The sequence below is a fragment of the Streptomyces sp. NPDC102283 genome, assembly GCF_044766265.1.
GTDB lineage: Bacteria > Actinomycetota > Actinomycetes > Streptomycetales > Streptomycetaceae > Streptomyces.
In genome coordinates this window covers 111,939-132,254 of sequence record NZ_JBIWLQ010000010.1, presented here as the reverse complement: position 1 = coordinate 132,254, position 20,316 = coordinate 111,939, and the positions used below count along the sequence as shown (strand labels likewise).

The window sequence follows — 20,316 nt, the reverse complement described above, 5'->3', positions numbered from 1 at the left end:
CGCGAGGTGAGGGAGAGGCATGCCGTTCCAGCTGCACTTCGGCGAGAGCGATCTGCTGCGCTGCCGGTTCGCCCTGTCACCACTGTTCGAGACCCAGGAGGCGGTGCGCACCCTGCACCGCACCGGCCGCCACGGCTACCACCTGCCGTGGCTCCGCCGGATCCGGGAGGCGTCCGGGGCGCTGGACCTGGAGCCGCTGTGGCTGCTGATGCCGGCCGTCGGCCACAACCCGGACTTCATCTGCCCGCCGCCGATCGGGCCGCTGGCCACCTTCGAGGAGGAGATCGCGGCGGTGCGGGCGGTCGATCCGGAGGTGGCACGGGCCGACATGGCGCTGGCCCTGGCGGACCGACCGGGCGGGACCGCGTCGGCGACGGGACGGCGGCTGCTGGCCGATCCGGCGCGGGCCGTGCGCGAGCTGGCCGACCTGCTGGAGCAGGCCTGGCAGGCACTGATCGAGCCGTACTGGCCCCGACTGCGGGCGCTGCTGGAGGCGGACATCACCTACCACTCGCGGCGGCTCGCGGACAGCGGGCTCGAACAACTCCTGGGTGAGCTGAGCCCCCGGCTGAGCTGGAACGGCTCGACGCTCACGGTGGCCGGGACCCAGGGCGACCACGAGCGGGTGCTCGGCGGGCAGGGGCTGGTGCTGATGCCGAGCGTCTTCGTCTGGCCCGAGGTGGTGGGCGGCCACGAGGAGCCCTGGCGGCCCGGGCTGATCTACCCGGCGCGCGGCATCGGCGGACTGTGGAGCGCGTCCGGCGACCGGACCCCCGAGACCCTCGCCCGGCTGCTCGGCCGGGTCCGGGCCGACGTGCTGTGCGCCCTGGACGAACCGGCCGGGACGAGCGCGCTGGCGCACCGGCTGGGCCTCGCCCCCTCGTCCGTGTCGGTCCACCTGTCCGTGCTGCGCGGGGCGGGGCTGCTGACCTCACGGCGCTACGGACACCAGGTGCTGTACGAGCGCACGCCGCTGGGCATCGCGCTGGCCGCCTCCGCCTGACGCGCACCGGGCGGCCGTCGCGGGCACAAGGGTCACGGAAAGTGTCGCACCACCACTCCCCGTAACCGTTATGTCACGATTGCTCACGTTTCCCTGTGCTCCGTATCCGTGCGTCACCGCCGCCCTAGGGGTCTGGATGTCCGGCCGCAGAATCGTCCCCCGCGCTCTCCCCCGTACCGTCCCGGTCCTGGCCGCCCTCACCCTGGCGACCGTCCTCACCGCGGGCTGCTCGACACCGGAACCGCGTGTCACCCGGACCGCCGAGGCGGCGGACGAGCTCGTCCGGGGAGAGCCCGCCCCGAGCGCGGCCTCCCCGTACTGGGTCGACCCGAACAGCGACGCGGCCCGCCAGGTGCGCGCCTGGGAGAAGGAGGGGCGCGAGGCGGAGGCGAAGATCCTGCGGCGGATCTCCGGCCGGCCGGTGGCCGACTGGCCCGCGTGGGACGACCCGGCCCCGGGAATCCGGGCCGCCGCGCGGTCCGCCGCCCGCACGAAGAAGACCCTCCTGCTGGTGGCGTACAACATCCCGCACCGCGACTGCGGGCTCTACTCCGCGGGCGGCGCGAAGGACGCGGACTCCTACCGTTCCTGGATCGGCGAGTTCGCCGACGCCATCGGGAGCGCTCCGGCGACCGTGATCCTGGAGCCGGACGCCCTCCCCCACATCACCGACGGCTGCACCCCGCCCGAGCACCACGCCGAGCGCTACCAACTCCTCTCCGAGGCGGTGGACACGCTGGGGGCCCTGCCGAAGACCCAGGTCTACCTGGACGCGGGCAACCCGGACTGGATCGACGAGCCGGCCAAGATGGCACAGCCGCTGCGGCAGGCCGGCGTCGACCGGGCCGACGGCTTCTCCCTGAACGTCTCCAACTTCCAGTCGAACGAGAACGTGAAGGCGTACGCGAAGCGGCTCTCCGACGCCGTGGGCGGCTCGCACTTCGTGATCGACACCAGCCGCAACGGCAACGGCCCCCTGTCCGGGGGCCGTGAGGAGGCCTGGTGCAATCCGCCGGGCCGGGGGCTCGGCACGCCGCCGACCACCGACACCGGCGACGACCGGCTCGACGCCTATCTGTGGATCAAGCGGCCGGGCGACTCGGACGGCACCTGCCGGGGCGGCCCGCCGGCCGGCGACTGGTGGCCGGAGTACGCGCTCGGCCTGGCGAGGCGCGCCGCCTCCTGAACCGGTCGCGGCGCGCCCCGGGAGTCAGCCGACCTTGACCCACTTCGCCTCGGAGGGTACGTCGTCGGTGTCGGTGACGAAGAGCATGTACCAACCGGGCGGCACCAGCGTGGGATCGTCCGGCACGGTCACGCTCACCTTGCCCTCGCCCTTCTTCAGGCCCAGTTCGATGGAGCGCTGCTCCACGTCGGTGGTGTGGGTGACGGCGCTCGGCCGCATCAGCCGGGCCGTGGCGATCCGGTCCGCGTCGGCGCTCTCGTACGTGAGCGCCGCGCCGCGCTCGGCGCTCTCGGGGCCGTTGCCGATCACCGGGCGCTCGTCCTCGCCGCGGTGCAGGGCGGGCGGGGTGTAGACCTCCATCCGCTGCTCGAACTTGCCTAGCTTGGTGTTGTCCTTGTCGCCGTAGAGCGAGTCGGAACCGAAGGTCGCCACCCGCCCGTCGGGCAGCAGCAGTGCCTCGGAGTGGTAGTTGCGCCCCACCGTCGGCTCGGCCGCCTCCTTGAAGGTGTTGGTCTTCGGGTCGTAGGTCTGCGCCTTCAGGATGTTGCTCGCCCCACGGCCCCGGTAGTCCTTGGATCCGCCGCTGGTGAAGACGGTGTCGTCGGGCATGATCACGCTGTTCAGGTAGCGCGTGCCCTGCGGCAGGTCGGGGCCCCGCTCGAAGGCCGGGCTCGCCTGCTTGAGGTCGATGACCGCCGTGCGGGCGGTGGACTTCTTGGACTCGCCGACCCCTCCGCCGCCGAGCACCATCACCTTCTGGTCCTGCACGGGCGGCAGCAGCAGCGAGGCCGCCGTCTCCAGCTGGTCGGTGTCGGTCAGTCCGGGCACCTTGGTGAAGGTGTTCTTCTCGATGTCCCAGATCCCCGGCTCGCGCCCCTTGTCCGCCGGGCCGTAGCCGGCGTTGGCTCCCGGGTAGAAGAGCTTGCCGCCCTTGGTCAGGAAGAGCGCCGGGTAGGTCGGGAAGTAGTGGAAGGGGCCCTTGGACCACTTCTTCGTCTTCGGGTCGTAGACCTCGTTGTCGCCCGGGAGGATCGCGCCGACGTCGTCGAGGCCGGAGACGGAGAGCACCCGGCCGTCCTCCAGACCGACCAGCGTCGGATACCAGCGGGCCTCCTTCATCGGGTCGACCTTGATGTACTTCTCCGCCGTCGGGTCGAACTCGTAGGCGGCGCGGATCCCCTGGAAGTCCTGCTTGTCCATGGTGATCTTCTCGGCGAGGCCGTAGGAGTTCTCGGCGGCCTTGCCCTTCAGCCCGACGATCTCGTACTGGGCGGCGTCCGTCGCCACCGCGTCGGGTCCTTCGCCCACCGCCTCGACGAAGACCCGCTGCTCGGAGGCGGTCACCTTGGTCTTCCACGGCTTCATCTGGCCGCTCTCGAAGTAGTCGACCTCGAACTCGCGCTTGGCCTTGGGGACGGTGACGTCGAACTTGGCCACGTACTCGACGCCGGAGGGCGAGCGGAAGACCGTGCCCTTCTTGAGCTTCAGCGGCTTGTCCGGGTTCTCGTTCTTGACCCGCATACCGCCGCCGGCCCGCTTCACCTTGTCGTCGAGCACCTCGTAGCGGGCGGTGCCGCCCGCGATCAGGAGGCGGCCGTCGGGGAGCTGGGCGTGGCCGCCGCAGAAGAAGTCCTCGGGGGTGGGGATCTTCTGGAAGGTGTTCTCGGCCGGGTCCCAGAGCACGGTGTCGAAGGTGCCCTCGTCGAAGTGCGCCTCGTCGTTGCCGGAGCCCGCGACGATCAGCACCTTCCCGGTGTGCAGGAGCGCCGCGTGGATCGCGTTGGTCCGGTACTCCTTCGGGATGTCCACGCGCTCCCAGGAGCCGTACTCCGCCTTGTACTCCGGCTGGTCGATCTTGTACGCGTGGTACCTGTCCTCGGCGAACGACAGGGCCGCGGGAGCGTTCAGCCCGGCGAGCAGCACCACCGCGCCGCCTCCCAGGAGCGTCTTCCTCATCTGCTTCGAGGGCCGGTAGGCCATGGGTCAGTTCCCTCCTGCGGCGGTGGTGGCGGTGGTGCCGGCGCTCGCCGCGGTGGTCGCCGAAGGGGGCGGGCCCGCGACGTAGGCCGGTTCGAGCGGCGGGGGCGCCGGGACGGGGACGGTGCGCGCCGCCTCGGCGCGCTTGTCCTGCCGGACGGTCCAGGCCCATACGGCGACCGGGGAGAGGGATATCGCCAGCCCCAGCATCGCCCAGGTCCGCATCGCCACGTGGGTGTGGTCCAGATACACGGACGCGGCGAGCGAGGAGAGCAGGACCGCCGCCCAGCACAGGTGGATACGGAAGGTGAGCAGCCGGTCCGGGGAGGTCTGGCCGCCCTTGGGCGTGACGACGAACCGGCCGTCGGTGCGCAGCACGGCCGAGCCCAGCGACTTCAGGTAGATCGGGGCGGAGAGCGCGGACATGGCCATGCCGGCGAGGCCGCCGGAGCCCTCGGGCTCGTGCGGGGAGACGTTGTGCCGCCGGTTCCAGAGGTAGAGCCCGATCTGGAGGGCGGCGGCGTCGCTGTAGAGCATCAGCCAGATGGAGGCGGCGACCTGGGTGCCGGACGCCCCGAACCAGAGGAAGAGCACGCAGCTGCCCACGCCGAGCAGCCAGTTGACCGCGGTCATCGGGTAGTAGACGAGCATCAGCGTGTAGCTGAGGAGCCGGCCGGGCGGCACCCGGAACAGCGCCTTGCCGTACTGCTTGAACAGCGTCTCGTACGTTCCCCTGGACCAGCGCAGCTGCTGGGTGAAGAAGTCCGTCCAGGAGGCGGGACCCTCGCCCACGGCCAGCACGTCGGGCGTGTAGACGGAACGCCAGTGGTGCCCGGTGCGCGGGTTGCGGCGGCGGTGGATCTCGAAGCCGGTGGCCATGTCCTCGGTGATCGAGTCGTACAGGCCGCCGACCTGCCGCAGCGCGGCGATGCGCACGACGTTGTTGGTGCCGACGAACATCGGGGCGCCGTAGCGGTTGCCCGCGCGCTGGATCAGGGCGTGGAAGAGGAACTGCTGCGACTCGGCGGCCTTGGTGACGGCCGAGTCGTAGTTCCCGTAGACCTGCGGTCCGACGACGAAGGCGACGTCCGGGTCGCGGAAGTAGCCCATCATCCGCTCCAGGAAGTTGGGCATGGGCACGTGGTCGGTGTCGACGGAGGCGAAGAAGTCGTAGTCGCCGCCGTGCAGGGCGATCCAGGCGTTGTAGTTGCCGTGCTTCGTCCTCGCCTTGTGGACGCCCTTGTCACGGTTCCACTCGGGGACCCCGCGCCGGGTGAAGTGGTGGACGCCCAGTTCGGCGCAGAGCATCCGGGCCCCGGGGTCGTCGCCCTCGTCGAGCAGCCAGACGTCCAGCGGGCCGGGGTGCCTCAGGCGTACGGCGCCCTTGAGGGTGGCGCGGACCATGGAGAGCGGTTCCTTGCCGGGGACGTACGTGGTCAGAAAGGCGACCTTGGTGCCGGGCTCGGGCGTCACCGGGACCGGGTCCCGCGCGACGAGCGTGGCGTGCGCGATGGAGACCACGTTGACCAGCATGAACAGCTCGATCAGCGCGATCGACACCAGCATCACGGTGTCGGCGACGACCAGCCAGCGCTCCCCGTTCTCCCGCTCGGTCCAGTGCGTGGGCCAGACCAGGTAGAGCAGCAGGACGCCCGTGAGCACCGGGGCGAGGGTCATCAGCAGGACGGCTCTTATTCGGTGCTTCTCCGTCGAGAGCAGGCTCCTGTACCGCACCCGGTACCCCGTCGGCTCCGGCTCCGTGAGCGGACCCGCGAGCCGGCTGTAGGTGTCGTAGTCGTAGCCCTCCGACCGCACCGTGCCTCCCACTGTCGAACGGGTTGATATCCCCACAGAAGGGGACGGCTAACGGCGTGTCGACTCGGCGGGTCCGAGTGAGCGGTTTTTGATCCGGAGCCGGAAAAGCCCCCGACCGTGTGGCGCCGGGGGCTTTTCGGGTGAACGAGGGACGTGCCGTACGGACGGTGCGTCAGGTGGCGAGGTGGCGCTCCACGGTCTCGACCTTGGAGGTCAGGCCGTCGGTGACGCCGGGCCGGATGTCGGCCTTCAGTACCAGGGAGACGCGGCCGGCGCGGGCCTCGACCGCGGCCACGGCGCGCTTGACGACGTCCATGACCTCGTCCCACTCCCCCGATCACGGGTAGCTTCGAGTACATGGCATCGGCAACGCTTATCAAGGTAATCCTTTACGCGTACCTGCGGCTCAGCAGGGACACCGACGGATCAGCAAGCATCGACACCCAGCGATCCGCCTATCAGGCATGGATGGAGGGATCCGAGTTCCAGCGCTGGCTAGCTGAGCTGGGCGTGACGAGAGACCAAGTCGAAGTGCGGGAGTACGTCGACGCAGGCGTGTCGGGCGCTCGCCCCCTGGAGCTGCGCAAGGACATGAAACGCCTCATGCGTGACGTGGAACAGTCCCGGAGACTGGACCGCGCGGGAGTCATCCGACGGATGATGATCGGTTGGAGGCTGGATCGGTACGCCCGAAGCGTCTCCGAGTTCCTACGCCTGACGGCATGGGGCGAGGCGCACGCCGTTCGCGTCGCAACAACGGACAACACGATCAACACGAGCACCCCGACGGGACGCATGGTCGCTGTCGTGCTAGCAGCACTGGCCGAGTGGGAGAGGGACCTAATCCGGGGCCGGATCGTGGACGGACACACCACCCGACGTGCGCAGGGTCGGTGGGGATCCGGACGGGCACCATTCCCGTACCGAGTCGTCCGACGGGATGGAGCTGCATACCTGGAGCCCGATCCCCCACTAGTGGACCGGGCCAGGGCGGGAATCCAAGAGCTGATCGCCGACGGAACGGTGGCCAGTTCTGCCCGGACCGTCGGACTGAGCGAGCCACAGTGGCGTCGGATCCTGAAGTCGCCCACGCTGCGAGGGCAACGCAACCACAAGGGCACCCTGGTCCTGGCGGCCGACGGCGTCACGCCTGTCCAGTTCGCGGAGCCGGTCATCAGCGCCGCTGAACTGCTCACCGTGCGTCGACGGATGCTAGACCTTGCCACGGGTGCCGACCGCGCGCCACGGCAGGCGACGCCCCGGTGTGCCGAGATGTCCTCGTGCTACCGGTGCGCGGGCCGACTGAACGGCGGGACCAGTGACAAGGGTGTCCCCCTCTACCGCTGCAAGGCCGGCCACGTCACCATCTATCAGGAGACCTTGAACAACAGGGTCAAGGAGGAGTTCCTCAAGGTCTACGGACGCTTCGCAGAGGTCGACATACACCTTGAGGGCGGAAACGACCTCTCCGCCGAGATGATCGAGGCACAAGAACAGGCCGCGCGCATCGGCGCGCAAATGGCTACGGCCGGGCCTCTGATGCTGTCGACGTATGAAGAGATGAGCGCCAACCTCGAAGCCGCCTACGCCGCCCTTCTGGCCGCTCATGACCCGGAGGTACGGGAGGTGGAGACTCCCACCGGACGGACCATGAGCGACGCATGGGCGGCCTCAGACGAGGCAGGAAAGACGAGGCTGCTCCGCTCAATGGGACTGCGCGTGGTGCTCCACCCGAAGGCGCGGGCTGACCGCCTGGACATCGACTGGGTGCGCGACGACCCGGAGCAGGACGCTGCGGAGGACGCCGCAGAGCAAGCCGTATAGCCGCGCTAGCAACGCCAGAGCCCCGTCGGACGAATCCGGCGGGGCTCTGTGCTGCTCACTGCGCTGGAGGACGTTCCGGAGGAGCCGCTCCCTCGCGCCTGACGAACCACTCCATATACGCCTTGAGCGTCGCTGAACGGTCGCTGCCGGCCGCCTTCGTGGCGTGGTCGAACGCAGTCCACAGAGCGTCGTCGATGCCTCGCAGACCGCGGACAGGGTGCTTATGCATGTTGGCCATGAGGACACCTTGCCAGGGTGGTTGACCACCCCGCAACCGTGTGCCACTCTTCAGGGGTGGTCAACCACCCGGGAACAGGCCGGGAGCACACCACAGGCCCGCGCATCTTGGCGGAGAGCGGGCCTGTGAATTCCCCTGAAGGAGTCACCCAATGTACGCGAACGCCTTCCTCGTCACCGGCAGCGCCAACCACGACGACCTGATCGCCTTCGGCTTTGACGTATGCGACCAGTACGGCGTCAACGTCGCCGTCGCCGACGACTCCACCGACGTCAGCCGCTACGCCGCTCTCGTCGTCGAAGGCCCGTCGCTGGCCGACCCCGCGTCGAAGGTGGGGACGTCGATGATCATGGAGGCGCTGGCGGAGCTGCACGACGTGCCCGTGATCTTCCCGCAGGGCCTCCGCGAGCACGACTCGTGCGAGGGGTGCGACCAGACGCAGACGATCGCGACCGTGCGCGACGAGGACGGAGCCGTGCTCTGCCGTGACTGCGCGGGAGAGACGTCGGGCTGCGCTCAGTGCTTCACGACCGACGAGGCGACCGAGCCTGTCTACGTCGACGGCGTGTGGGTGCCGTTCTGTGCGGGCTGCGCCAAGATCACGAAGGCGCTCCACCCGTCGCCCTGGAACGGTGCGGAGGACGTCGACGAGCCCGACGCGATGATCCTCCTCGGTATCGCCGCCTGACGCTCACCCTGTGTGACGATCACCCCGCCTCCGGAGGGAGAAGCGGGGCTTCGTCGCGTCCGGGGCCGCCCCCTCGTCGACGTCCCGCGCCGCCCCATCCGGAGCGCGAAACTCCGCTCTGGACAAACTTCGGCATTACTGGCTGGTAACTCTCACACCGCCACCCCCGCCTGAAATGGGGGTCCAGCTTGACCTTGCCTCCGGAGAGTTACCTTTCTCGCCCCATCGCTACGCTCCGCCACCAAGGTGCGGTCAGTCTGGCCAATCTGGTCAAACTAACTGTCATTTTCCTTTTCCCTTAACGCGCGTTAGAGAGAAAGGAAAATACCGTTTAATTTGACCAGTTTGGCCAAACTGTCCCGGCGGGCGTCGGAGGCCCTGCTCGACGTCGACTGACGAGGGTGGTGGAGGCCGATCGACGAGGATCGGGCGAGAGAGCCCTGAGTGCCCCTCTCGCGGACGCGAGGCCACGCTCCGGCACCTGGAGCCACCGACCTTGCGAAAGGCCCTCCAGCGGCCTCCTGTGGCTTTGGCCCACACGGGGCCGCGCGCCATCCGCTAGTCGACGGGCCGACGTGGGGGCGGAGTGGGCCGCAAAGTCGGCTCGAATCTCACACTGTGAGACATTTGGCAAAGAGTTGACAAAGCAATTTGGGGCCTGTCTGACAAAAGGCCAGGTCCCGCCCCATTACCTTATTGAGAAGGTGTAACACCCACCACATAACAGGGTAGAGGGGCAGCCTTGCGCGGCCTCCAAGCCGCCGTCACACAGAGTGGCGACCCCACGAACTGCGGAGGCCGGCCCCAAGCTCTTGGCTTGGCCGCCTCCGTGCAAGCTGCGTCCCCCGCTCCCTCCTGCGGGTGCGGACGCATCGACCCCAGCGGTTGAGCCATCGACGGGAGTTGCCTCTCCTCCTCTCGCTGACGTGCTCCCGCTGGGGTCGTCAAACTTCAGCCGTCCTCCGGGGCGGCTTTTTTCGTGGCCGACATAGCGAGATATCCCGATAGCGAGAAGGACGGAGACCCCGTGATGAGTGACGTACCCAGCCGCCCCAAGGGCGCTTGCCGCACCTGCGGGGAGGTGCTCCCGCTGACGACTGAACACTTCCACCGAGACGCGAACAACGCGTCAGGGCTGAAGAAGCAGTGTCGCGCGTGCGCGTGCGACGAGGCCAAAGCCCGTTACGAGGCGAACTCGGTTGCCGTCCTTGCTCGCTTCCGCGACCGGAGGGCGCAGCGAACGGCGATCTTCGAGGCGACCGGCTTGTACGACGTCGCCTGAGCGGCCCCACAGACCCCCGAGCCCCTGCCGACTACCGGTGGGGGCTGAGTCATTTCTAGAGAGGCCAACATGCCCAACCCCGCACTGGAAGCGGCCTACGCCGCCATTCCCGAACTCGTGGAGCACCACGAGCGTAAGAAGCGCATCGGTGAACTCCATCGCACCGTTCCGACGGCCGACGCACCGGAGATCGCAGCACAGAAGATCGTGAACGAGGCGCTGGAGGAGTACCTCCGTATCGGTGTCATGCCGGCTGACGTGGAGAAGCGGGCAACCGAGGCGTACACGGCGTCCGTCGGCGCCCACGCCCTCCGTTCCGCGGTCGGCTCGCTGTACGCCGGCAGCATCCACACACAGACGCTGGAGGGCCTGCGGGAGGCGAACGCCCCGGAGATCCTCGCGGCTCTGGGTACGCAGCTCGCGGCCCTCCTGAAAGAGGCCGGGAAGCACACGGAGGCGCTCGGGAGCGTTCGCACTGCCGACGAGGCGCTGACGGCGGGCGGGAAGACAGCGGAGGCGTACACAGCTCTCCGGGCGCTCCTGCCGACGCTCCGCGACATCCGTAGCGGCCAGTGGGACACGCTTCGGCTAGGACAGCTCACCGGGCCCAACAGCCCGTACCAGCGAGCCAAGGAGAGCGGCTTCGGAGACGTCCAAGGCGTCAACGATGACACTCCGCGCGGGCAGTTCACCGCCATGCAGAATCAGCGGTACACGCTTGATCACCTCGTCTGGCTCGCGCAGATCGGCACGGCCTACGTACCGGAGAGCGTGGAGGACATCCTCGCCGCGCAGGACGCGTACGAGGCCCGGCACAGCGTTGCCGACGCGCCCCCGGTCATCGACCTGTCCCCGAAGGTCGTCCCCAACCCGCCTGCGCCGACCCCCAAGCCCCGCCCGGTCCACAGGCGTAAGCCCGCTCCGGCGGACATCGTGCTCAACATCAACTGAGAGGCTCCAACATGTCTGAAGAGACCCCTACGCCCCTGGAGGGCGACGCCCTGGAGCTGGCCAAGCTCCGAGCCGGCCTGACGGCTGGACTCACCCCCGCGCAGTCCGCGCGGCTCATCGGCACCGACGAGGCGGCTCTCACCGCTGACGCTGCCACCCTTGCCGCGGAGTTCACCCCGTCGACGCTCGCGCCCCCGGCGCCCCGTGCGGGCGGAGACCGTGGCCCTGACGTCCAGGGCACCGCTGGAACCGTCGCGGGCGGCGCAGCGGCCTACCGCAGGAAGCACGGCCTGGACGAGGACGGCAACCGTCCGCCTGTCCCCCAGCGCGTGAACACCGGACGGGTAACCAACCCGTTCCAGGAGAACACCTACACCACGGAGCACCGCCGATGAGCACCACTACGACTGTTTTCGACGAGTACGCGCAGGCCATGAAGAACCGCGCCATCGAGCTGAACGGCACAGCCGTGGTGGTGGAGCTGATGAGCGGCAAGGCCCTGACGGGCACGCTCTCGTACGCCATGGCCGACGGTCCGCAGTACACCCAGTACTACCCGACCGTGCTCACCGTGACGGTCTCGACGAAGGCTTACACGGTCCGTCTCGATGCCATTGCGGCCATCGGTCAGGGCTGAACAAGCTTGCCCCCGCAACTGAGCGTTGCGGGGGCGCTGGTACTACCTCCTGCGCCAGAAGACGAACGCCTTCAGGGCGTGGCCAACCTCCGCGATGACGGCCGGGCGGTCGGCACCCTTGACGCCTTCAAGGCTGATGCGAACGGCACGAAGGAACGTCAGGCAGAGAACGCCGACGACGAGAACAACGGCCGCGAGAGCCGCAGCAAAGGCGTACGGGGAAGCGGCAAGGAAATCAACAAGAGACACGGACATGATGGTGGACCCTTCACCTTCGCGGCGGAGGCCCTGAAAAGGGCACACTCCGTTGCGGTCGGATGACTGCAAGCTTGCCTTCTGCGTGAAGGCGTCCACGTGGGTCCACGCCCGTGGTGGCGTCCGGGTCAAAGCTCCCGGTGCGAAAGCACCTTCTCATATCGCTGACTTGGCGTCAAGAGGCTGGCGCCGGACGACTGACCCGACAACGGAAGGAGGGGCCCCGATGGTTGCCCCTGGACCACGACGAGACCTCTCCAACCCTGGCAGCCGTGAGTACCGCGGGAAGGGAGCACGGCGAGCGACAGGCCCTGTCGTGCTCCCCCTCGCAGGGTGCGACCTTCCCGCCCCGGACATGCCAACAGGGCGTGAGTGGACGGAGCACGAGCGCGCCATGTGGACGGAGCTGTGGGCGTCGGGGCAGGCGACGATGTGGGATGACTCGTTCGTCCCCATCGTCGCGATGTACGTGCGCATTACGTGCGACGCCTTCACCGGCAAGGTGACGGCTGGCCTGGCAGCAGAAGCGCGCTACTACGCAGACCACCTTGGCCTGTCACCCGCAGGGCTCAAAACGCTGGGCTGGGCACTGGAGCGTGAGAGCGACGGCATGGGCGAGCTGCACACCGTGCCGACGGCGCACAGCCTGGACATCGACGCTCGTCGCACTCGGCTCACAGCGTGAGCGCACGCAAGGCAGCACAGCTAGCACGTAGGGCGCAGGCATCGGCGGAGCAGGGACGAGGCTCCTCGTCCGTCGTGCCTGCGGTCCTCATGCAGTGCTACATAGACGAGTGGATCACCGCTGACGATCACGCTCTCACCGACGGACAGCGCGACGTCGTCGCGTGGAACCGCTGGCGACGAGCGCGGCAGGCGTGGGCCGACGAGCGCGGGCTCACGCTGGTGCAGGCGTTCGGCTGCGTCGCCCGTGGCGTAGCGGGAGAGAGCCGGTCAGCGGTCGCGTGAGGCTGCACCCCATCTGACCTGCGACGACGTCGCCGCTACCCCACCCGGGTAACCCCCTTTGAGGCACCTCGAAGACCGAAGGAGTGCTGGTACTCCCAAAATGGCAACCGGTTAGCCCTAAAGGGCCTCTGGAGCCGTTTTGGGCCTCCTGGGGCTCTGAGCGCGATTTTGAGCGCCTCCCAGCCGTCCGACGCGAAGGATCGCGAGGCCCCAAAACGGGCCCCGGAGGCTCGAAAACGGCCTAGAAAGTGTGACATCGGGCCCTGATACTCCCTAAAACCGCAGGTCAGAAGCCTAGAACCGTAACGGAGCCCCTCGCGCACAGCGTCGGGGCCCTTCGTCATGCCCTGGAGGAACCATGAGACAGCCCACCCGCACCACGTGTCGCCGGCCCGGCTGCACCCTGCCCCGCGCCCGGTATCCGAAGCCCGGAGGAGGAACCCGCCTGAGCACCTCGTGCTCAAGGGAGTGTGTGGTCTGGGAGGCGCGCGCTCGTCGGGCAGTGCACGAGCAGAACGGCGACGAGGCGAACGAACTCCTCCGCCTGGCCGCTCTCCTGGACGCCCGTACGGACCCCTCCCAAGCTGTCCTGGAGGTGCTCCTCCACGACAGCCGTAAGGCCGCCTGACGGCCTGGAACGACCCCGCAGCACCACAACCGCATAGACCCCATTCGCAGGCCCCGGAGGACGCTCCGAGGGCCTTTTTTCATGCCCTCCGGAGGGCCCATGAGCAACCCCCGAGACCACATCTGCGAACGAGACGGCTGCCGCTTCCAGGTGGAGCTAGTCCTCATCGACGACATGCCCTTGCCAGCCTCGATGTGCGGTGAAGCCTGCCGCGACTTCGAGTGGCTCCGCAGGGGTCTGGAGGCGATGGAGCAGACCCCGCGAACCCTGGCCATGGTCGCCAACCTCCGGGAAGTCGGGCGGATGCTGAACGCCCGACAGGACCCCACCGACATCGACCGGCTGCTGGACTTCCAGATCACGAGCGGCGGTGATCTGCTGTGACCGACCTGGACATCGTTGGAGGAGCAGCGGTCGACGTCGTCCCGGTGATCCCGCAGTTCCACGCCAAGCTGAAGACGCTCGTCCTGCCCATCGCGGACCGTGTCGGCAGTGAGGCGGGCGAGCGGATGGGGCGGGCGATGAGCCGCTCCCTCTCCCAGAACCTGACGATCAACATTCCGTCAGCGGTCAACCAAGCCGGCCAGGCTGCTCAGGCTGCCTCGCGACGTCAGGGTGACCAGAACGCGGGTGCCTTCGCCGGTTCCATGCGGCGTCACCTTCAGGCGGCGTTCCGCTCGATGCCTCACCTTGACGTGAGAATCACGGCGACCGGTGCGGACGCCGAACTAGCCCGCCTGCGGGCGAAGTTGGAGCAGCTCAGCAACCGCCGCATCGGCATCGACGTCACGGCATCCGCAGCCCGCGCGGAGATCGAGCGCATCGAGCGTCAGCTAGAGCGGCTCGGAGCCCAGCACCCCAACATCCGTGTGCAGGCTGACACGGCTGCCGCGCGTGCCGCTCTCGCAGCAATGCGAGCCGACATGGACGCCATCGGGCGACGTGAGATCAAGGTCCCCGTCGACGTCGACACGAGCCGCGCGACGTCGGCCCTGATGTCTCTCGGCATCCAGGCCGCTGCTCTCGTGGCAATCCCCGTCGGCCCGGTACTCGCTGCTGGGCTGGGAGCAGTTGCCAGCATGGCCGTGGCAGCCGGTGCCGGAGTCGGTGCTCTCGCCCTGGCCGCTGTTCCCGCCATCAAGGGCGTGGGCGAGGCGCTGACGGCCAAGACTGCCGCAGAGCAGGAATCTGCCAACGCGACGGACAACAGTGCTCAGATCGCCGGACAGGCCGCCTCGAAGGCGCTCCAGCTAGCCGGTGCCCAAGCAACTCTGAGCGCCGCCCACCGCAACGCAGCGCGCAGCATCGAGCAGGCAAACCGGCAGATCGAGGTAGCCGAACGAGCCGTCGCCGACGCTGCCGTTCGCGCAGCCGATCAGCGGAAGTCCGCAGCCGACAACGTGCGTCGGGCGGAGACCAGCCTCACCGACGCCAAGCGCACCGCGCGTCAGGCGGAGGACGAGTTGACGCAGGCCCGTAAGACGGCAGCGCAGCAGCTCGAAGACCTGAATGACCGCTTGACCGATGGAGGGCTGGCACAACGCGACGCCGCACTTCGTGTGAAGGCTGCGCAGGAAGACCTTGCCGCCACCCTGGCGGACCCCAAGGCGACCACCTTGCAGCGCGAGCAGTCGCAGCTTGCCTACGACCAAGCCGTCCGGAACGCACAGCAGCAGAAGGACGACTTCGAGGAACTCCAGAAGTCCGCGAAGGCACAGAAGAAGGCAGGCGTCGAAGGCAGCGAGGCCGTCAAGGCGGCACAGGAGCGACTCAGCGCCACGCAGAAGGGCGTAGGCGACGCGACGGACGCCCTGCGGGACGCACAGGAAGCCCAGACCCGCGCAGCCGTGGACGGAGCACGAGCTGTAGCCGACGCGCAGGATCGGGTAGCCGACGCCTCCCGAGCCGCCGCGGAAGCGCAGGTGTCGGCCGCAGAGTCGGTAGCCAACGCAGAGCGCGCACTAGCCTCCGCTCGCCTCTCGTCGACGGCCAGCGTCGCCACGGCGAGGACCAAGGCCGATGAATATCGGGAGGCGCTCGCCAAGCTGACCGGCCCGCAGCGTGACCTTTTCGAGAGCATCGCCGGTCCGTCCGGGCTGAAGAAAGCATTCGACGACTGGAGCCTGAGCCTTCAGCCAGAAGTCCTCCCGATCTTCACGCGCATGGTGAACGGGGCGAAGAATGCGCTGCCCGGTCTAACGCCTCTTGTCCTCGGAGCCGCTGACGGCATCAGCACTCTCCAAGACAAGGCGTCAGCCGAACTCAAGACGCCCTTCTGGACGGAGTTCAAAAAGGGCATCGCGGAGGCCGCGGAACCTGCGATCGTCGGACTGGGAACGACGATCGGCAACGTCATCAAGGGGGCTGCGGGCGTTGTCGACGCGTTCCTCCCGAAGATGGACGGCATCGCCAAGCGTTCTGACGGCATCACGGCGCGGTTTGCGAAGTGGGGGACGTCACTCAAGGGTTCACCGGAGTTCGAACGCTTCCTGGACTATGTCAAGGAAACCGCACCGGGCGTTGGCGAATTCCTCGGTGACGTTCTCAAGGCAGCGTTCGACGTTTCGAAGGCGATCTCCCCGTTGTCGACGAGCGTCATGGCGGTAATTGGGCCCGTCTTCACAGCCGTTTCCTGGATCGCGACGAATACGCCGGAACTGGTCGTCGGATTGTGGGGCATCTACGCCGCTCAGAAGGCCATCGCTATCGGCATGGTCGCGTTTGCCGGGGCTATGACGCTGTACCAGTCGGTCATTCTTCTGTCGACGATCGCAACGGCCGGCTTCGGTACCGTTCTCGCGGCAACAGGAATCGGCCCCATCATCCGGGCTATCGTCCTCGTCGTCGGTCTGCTTGTCGCCGGCTTCGTCCTGGCGTACAAGAACAGTGAGACCTTCCGGACCATCGTCGACGGTGCGTGGAATGGCATCAAGACGGCTATCGGATTCGCGTGGAACAGCGTCATCAAGCCCGCCTTCGAGGGGATGATGACCGGCTTCAAGGCGATTGGCGAGGCTGCCGTCTGGCTGTGGGGCTACGTCGGCCCAGTCTTCGGCTTCCTCTACAAGGGCGCTCAGTGGCTCGTCACAGGCGTCATCACGGCGTTTCTCGTCCCTGCGTACCTGGCCTTCAAGGCACTGGGAGCTATCGCGGGGTGGCTCTGGGAGAAGGCAATCGGTCCCGCCTTCGCAGAGATCGGCTCCGACGCAACGTGGCTGTGGAACTCCATCCTCTCCCCGGTGTTCGGATGGATCGGCGAAAAGGCCAAGTGGCTGTACGATAAGGCGATCAAGCCCGCCTTCAAGAACTCCAAGCAGTCCTTCGAGGATCTCGCCAATGCCGGAAAGTGGCTGTGGAACAAGATTCTCAGCCCCGTCTTCGGCTGGATTGGCGACGGCGCGGAGAAGCTCTACACGGAGCACCTGAAGCCGGCGTTCAAGTGGATGCGCGATGGAATCCAGGCTGTTGCCGATTCCTTCGAGACCGCCAATTCGTACATCGACGAGGCGTGGTCCAAGGTCGCCGAGATCGCCAAGGAGCCGATCAAGGTCGTCATTGACACAGTCTACAATGGGGGTATTGTTCCGGTCTGGAACGCTGTCGCCAAAATAACGGGCGCCGATGACCTGAAGCCGCTCAAGCTCAAGGGATTCCACACCGGTGGAATCATGAGCGGCTATAGTCCCGGTCGTGACGATCGCGTGATTGCCGTCGGTGGCGGCGAAGCCATTCTCCGACCGGAAGTGACCCGCGCGTTGGGCCACGATCCGATCAACACGTGGAACGCCGCCGCGCGTTCCGGTGGCGTTGGTGCCGTCCAACGAGCGATCTCGAATGGGATGCCAGCGTTTGCCGACGGCGGAATCGTCGACAAGCTGTGGGGCGGAGTCAAGTCCGTTGGCAGCTCCATCGCGGGCGGCATCAAGGGCACCGCTGAATTCCTCACCAACCCCGACAAGGTGTTCAACGCCGCAACGGGATGGGCCAAGGAGCAGATGCGTGAATTCGCGTCCTCCCGGTGGGGCCAGATAGTCACGAAGATCCCGGTAGCCATGCTCAAGAGCCTGAAGAACTCCCTCTTCGGTGGCGACGGCAGCGGTACGTCCGCCACGGGCAGTGTCGGCAAGGCGCTCATGTGGGCCCGCTCCAAGGACGGCTTGCCGTACCAGTGGGGCGGAGCGGGCGATCCGTCGTTCGACTGCTCGGGCTTCATGTCGTCCATCCAGAAGGTCATCTTGGGGCAGATCCCCCGGGGTCGCCTGTGGTCGACGTTCTCCTTCCAGGGTGACAACGCCCCCGCCGGCTGGGTGCGGAACCTTCGCTCGCCCTTCCAAATCGGCATCACCAACAACGGGGTCGGCCACACCGCTGGAACCCTGGCGGGCGTGAACGTCGAAAGCCGCGGAGGCGACGGCGTGGTGGTCGGCAAGGGCGCACGAGGGTGGAACGACTCCCTTTTCACGGACCACTACGGGTTCGCTCCCGCCATCGGTAAGAAGATCGCGGGTTACGCGAGCGGCGGGTACCCCAACATTGGCGAGATGGCGTGGGTGGGTGAGCAGGGACCGGAGCTGCTCCAGTTTCTGACGCCTACACAGGTTCACAGCAACAGCGACTCCATGGCCATGACTCGGTCGATGCGGTCCATTCCGACGAACGGAGCGACGCCCACGTTCAACGTCAACGTGGAGGCGCGTACGTACCTGGACGGCCGGGAGGTCGCAGGGGTCATCGACGAACGCATTGACATCTACGACGCAGAGACGGGCCGGGCGCTGGACGCTGGCCGGATCCTCTGACGCACACCAGAAGCACACACGGGCCGCTCTGCCGACATGGCGGGGCGGCCGACGCGTTACCCCCAATTACCCCTGGAGCGGCCCGGCATGGGCGCTCCAGGGGCTCCCTGACTTCCGAGAGGCATCCCCATGAAGAGCACCAAGAACCTGAAGTGCCTGCACTGCAACGCGACGCTGGAGCAGAAGGAAGGGCGGGGCCGGCTGCGTCGCTTCTGCACCCAGTGGCACGGGCGGCTGTACCGACGTCAGATGCGAGCGGGCGGCTTCGACCTGTGAGGCCGCCTGGTTGACGGGAGAGTGACGCCACGTCATCGTCGTAGAACATTGCGCAACTGCTTCAACGAGGGAGACGTCATGGCGTTACATTTCATCGCGAAGGACCCGAACACCGGCGGGGAGAACTGCCCCACGGTCTGGGTAGACCATGAGCGGGAGCGGATCGTGGTCCAAGGGTGGAACTCCGACGCGGAGACGCTGACGGAGTGCCTTGCCACGGGGCACATCCCCGACACTGAAAGCGTCGTCGAAGTGCCGTTCCGCATGGTCGAGGTGTTGAGGGAGGCGTGCGATGCCGCAGAGCGTGCCCACCTTCGCGGAGCTACTGGCTGAGACCCATGGATCCGCGGTTCACCTGGAGACCCGCGACGTCTACGCCGTGGCGGAGGAGGATGCGGACTTCGCGAACTTCCGGGCGGGCAAGGGCTACGACCTGAACGACCGGAAGTCGTGGTGGACACCGTTTCATCAGCTCGTGTCCGACGGCGTCGCCCGGGGTGTCAGTGTGCGTCGCGTGCGGGTGGTATCGGAGCCGGTCACTGAGTACGTCAGGTACGAGCACGCCATCACCCCGCAGAACCTTGCGGCCGGTGAGGATGTTCGCTGGTTGCCGCGCAGTCAGGCGTCCGATCTCCTGCTCCCCGGAAACGATCTCTGGATCTTCGACGACCACGCAGTTAAGTTCGGCCTCTTCACCGGTGACGGTGGGCTGGTGGGCCACGAGATGACCTACGATCCCCGCATCATCGGACAGGTCGCGGATGCCGTGGCGGCAGTCTGGGAGCGAGCCGTTCCACACAAGGAGTTCCAGGTCTAACCGTGTCTGTATCCCCGTCAGCCCGCATTCAAGAGGCCCGAGAACGTGTCGCCGCGCGATTACGGGAGCTGCGTCTCGACGCTGGGCTGACGGGGCAGGACATCGCCTCACGATCCGGCTGGCAGAAGTCGAAGGTAAGCCGGATCCAGGGTGGCGTAAGCGCTCCCTCTGACGAGGACATCCGGGCATGGTGCCAGGCGTGTGGAGCGGAGGATCAGGCAGACGACATCATCGCTGCGTCCCGCGACGCCAACACGATGTACACGGAGTGGCGCCGTATCCAGCGCACCGGGCTGAAGCGCGTTCAGGAGTCGCGCATCCCGATCCATGAGCGAACGACCTACATGCGCGTCTACTCGTCCAGCGTCATCCCGGGCATGCTTCAGACACAGGAGTACGCGCAATCCCTCCTCCACGACATCGCGCGGTTTCACGGCACCCCTGACGACTCACATGCGGCAGCCGACGCGCGGGTGGCCCGGTCGCGGATCCTCCGCCGGCCCGGTAAGACGTTCCTCTTCGTCCTTGAGGAGGCCGCACTCCGTCGAAGGATCGGTACGGCGGAGACCATGGCCGCGCAGTTGGGAAGCCTCCTGACCCTGTCGACAGTGCCCTCCGTACGCCTCGGCATCATTCCGGCGTCAGGGACCGCCATGTGGCCGCTGGAAACCTTCACGGTGTACGACGAGGAAGCCGTCTATGTGGAGCTGCTGACGGCTGCAATGACGATCACTGCTCCGACGGAGGTTGGGCAGTACCTCGCCGCGCACAGCGAGATGGAGAACGCCGCCCTCTTCGGGCACGAGGCGTACCGGGTGATCGCTGCCTGTATTTCCGCCCTCGTCTGATGTCGCGTAGAACTCCGTAGAACTTCGCAGAACCATCGGTGCCCGGACACCTAGCGTTGTCTCGTCAGCCCCCAGCGGAGGTGCCTCGATGAGCAACCACCTGCAAGGCCCGGTAACCGTGAC

General features: G+C 67.4%; 20 protein-coding genes and 1 pseudogene. 18 read left to right on the top strand and 3 right to left on the bottom strand.

Annotation, left to right across the window (positions count from 1 at the left end; all coding sequences use genetic code 11):
• Nucleotides 1-19: 19 nt before the first annotated feature.
• Entirely contained in the window at nt 20-1,003 is a 984-nt protein-coding gene (locus ACIRJT_RS21095) for a DUF5937 family protein (RefSeq protein ID WP_403911297.1), read from the top strand.
• Between the two features lie 136 nt (nt 1,004-1,139).
• On the top strand, nt 1,140-2,189 hold the full coding sequence (locus ACIRJT_RS21090) for a glycoside hydrolase family 6 protein (RefSeq protein ID WP_403911295.1): 1,050 nt from the start codon (nt 1,140-1,142) through the stop codon (nt 2,187-2,189).
• 24 nt (nt 2,190-2,213) lie between these two features.
• On the opposite strand, the gene ACIRJT_RS21085 is transcribed toward ACIRJT_RS21090, so the two are convergent.
• The 3 genes and pseudogenes from ACIRJT_RS21085 to ACIRJT_RS21075 form a co-directional block, all read right to left on the bottom strand.
• Entirely contained in the window at nt 2,214-4,169 is a 1,956-nt protein-coding gene (locus tag ACIRJT_RS21085) for a galactose oxidase-like domain-containing protein (protein WP_403911293.1), read from the bottom strand.
• Nucleotides 4,170-4,172: 3 nt separating this feature from the next.
• Entirely contained in the window at nt 4,173-5,981 is a 1,809-nt protein-coding gene (locus tag ACIRJT_RS21080) for a glycosyltransferase family 2 protein (RefSeq protein WP_403911291.1), read from the bottom strand.
• 172 nt (nt 5,982-6,153) lie between these two features.
• Nucleotides 6,154-6,315: pseudogene (locus tag ACIRJT_RS21075) on the bottom strand (thiamine-binding protein); the annotation flags it as partial.
• 23 nt (nt 6,316-6,338) lie between these two features.
• Between ACIRJT_RS21075 and ACIRJT_RS21070 the strand changes: the two are divergent.
• The 16 genes from ACIRJT_RS21070 (at nt 6,339) to ACIRJT_RS20995 (ending at nt 20,193) form a co-directional block, all read left to right on the top strand.
• Nucleotides 6,339-7,805 (top strand): recombinase family protein, encoded by a 1,467-nt coding sequence (locus tag ACIRJT_RS21070; protein WP_403911290.1) that lies wholly within the window; start codon nt 6,339-6,341, stop codon nt 7,803-7,805.
• Between the two features lie 389 nt (nt 7,806-8,194).
• Nucleotides 8,195-8,731: a hypothetical protein gene (locus ACIRJT_RS21065; RefSeq protein WP_403911288.1), complete on the top strand. Its 537-nt coding sequence runs from the start codon at nt 8,195-8,197 to the stop codon at nt 8,729-8,731.
• Between the two features lie 1,030 nt (nt 8,732-9,761).
• Nucleotides 9,762-10,013, top strand: a complete 252-nt coding sequence (locus tag ACIRJT_RS21060; protein WP_403911287.1) for a hypothetical protein — start codon at nt 9,762-9,764, stop codon at nt 10,011-10,013.
• A 69-nt stretch (nt 10,014-10,082) separates the two neighbouring features.
• Complete coding sequence (locus ACIRJT_RS21055; protein ID WP_403911285.1) at nt 10,083-10,964, top strand: hypothetical protein; 882 nt, start codon at nt 10,083-10,085, stop codon at nt 10,962-10,964.
• 11 nt (nt 10,965-10,975) lie between these two features.
• Complete coding sequence (locus ACIRJT_RS21050; protein ID WP_403911283.1) at nt 10,976-11,359, top strand: hypothetical protein; 384 nt, start codon at nt 10,976-10,978, stop codon at nt 11,357-11,359.
• Nucleotides 11,356-11,601 (top strand): hypothetical protein, encoded by a 246-nt coding sequence (locus ACIRJT_RS21045; protein ID WP_403911281.1) that lies wholly within the window; start codon nt 11,356-11,358, stop codon nt 11,599-11,601. The genes ACIRJT_RS21050 and ACIRJT_RS21045 overlap by 4 nt, the downstream gene beginning before the upstream one ends.
• Nucleotides 11,602-11,679: 78 nt before the next feature.
• Entirely contained in the window at nt 11,680-11,922 is a 243-nt protein-coding gene (locus ACIRJT_RS21040; RefSeq protein WP_403911279.1) for a hypothetical protein, read from the top strand.
• A 328-nt stretch (nt 11,923-12,250) separates the two neighbouring features.
• Nucleotides 12,251-12,541 (top strand): hypothetical protein, encoded by a 291-nt coding sequence (locus ACIRJT_RS21035; protein WP_403911277.1) that lies wholly within the window; start codon nt 12,251-12,253, stop codon nt 12,539-12,541.
• Nucleotides 12,538-12,825, top strand: a complete 288-nt coding sequence (locus ACIRJT_RS21030) for a hypothetical protein (RefSeq protein WP_403911276.1) — start codon at nt 12,538-12,540, stop codon at nt 12,823-12,825. The genes ACIRJT_RS21035 and ACIRJT_RS21030 overlap by 4 nt, the downstream gene beginning before the upstream one ends.
• A gap of 502 nt (nt 12,826-13,327) precedes the next feature.
• Entirely contained in the window at nt 13,328-13,453 is a 126-nt protein-coding gene (locus ACIRJT_RS21025) for a hypothetical protein (protein WP_403911274.1), read from the top strand.
• A 99-nt stretch (nt 13,454-13,552) separates the two neighbouring features.
• Nucleotides 13,553-13,837: a hypothetical protein gene (locus ACIRJT_RS21020; RefSeq protein WP_403911272.1), complete on the top strand. Its 285-nt coding sequence runs from the start codon at nt 13,553-13,555 to the stop codon at nt 13,835-13,837.
• A complete protein-coding gene (locus ACIRJT_RS21015; protein ID WP_403911271.1) occupies nt 13,834-18,252 on the top strand; it encodes a hypothetical protein in 4,419 nt (1,472 codons plus the stop codon). The genes ACIRJT_RS21020 and ACIRJT_RS21015 overlap by 4 nt, the downstream gene beginning before the upstream one ends.
• Nucleotides 18,253-18,381: 129 nt before the next feature.
• A complete protein-coding gene (locus tag ACIRJT_RS21010) occupies nt 18,382-18,528 on the top strand; it encodes a hypothetical protein (protein ID WP_403911269.1) in 147 nt (48 codons plus the stop codon).
• A 78-nt stretch (nt 18,529-18,606) separates the two neighbouring features.
• The gene (locus tag ACIRJT_RS21005) at nt 18,607-18,861 is read left to right on the top strand and encodes a hypothetical protein (RefSeq protein ID WP_403209842.1); all 255 of its coding nucleotides are present in this window, start codon (nt 18,607-18,609) and stop codon (nt 18,859-18,861) included.
• Nucleotides 18,821-19,345 (top strand): DUF6879 family protein, encoded by a 525-nt coding sequence (locus ACIRJT_RS21000; protein WP_403911267.1) that lies wholly within the window; start codon nt 18,821-18,823, stop codon nt 19,343-19,345. Before ACIRJT_RS21005 ends, ACIRJT_RS21000 begins: the two co-directional genes overlap by 41 nt.
• Before the next feature lie 2 nt (nt 19,346-19,347).
• Nucleotides 19,348-20,193, top strand: a complete 846-nt coding sequence (locus tag ACIRJT_RS20995) for a helix-turn-helix domain-containing protein (protein WP_403911265.1) — start codon at nt 19,348-19,350, stop codon at nt 20,191-20,193.
• The last annotated feature ends 123 nt before the right edge of the window (nt 20,194-20,316 follow it).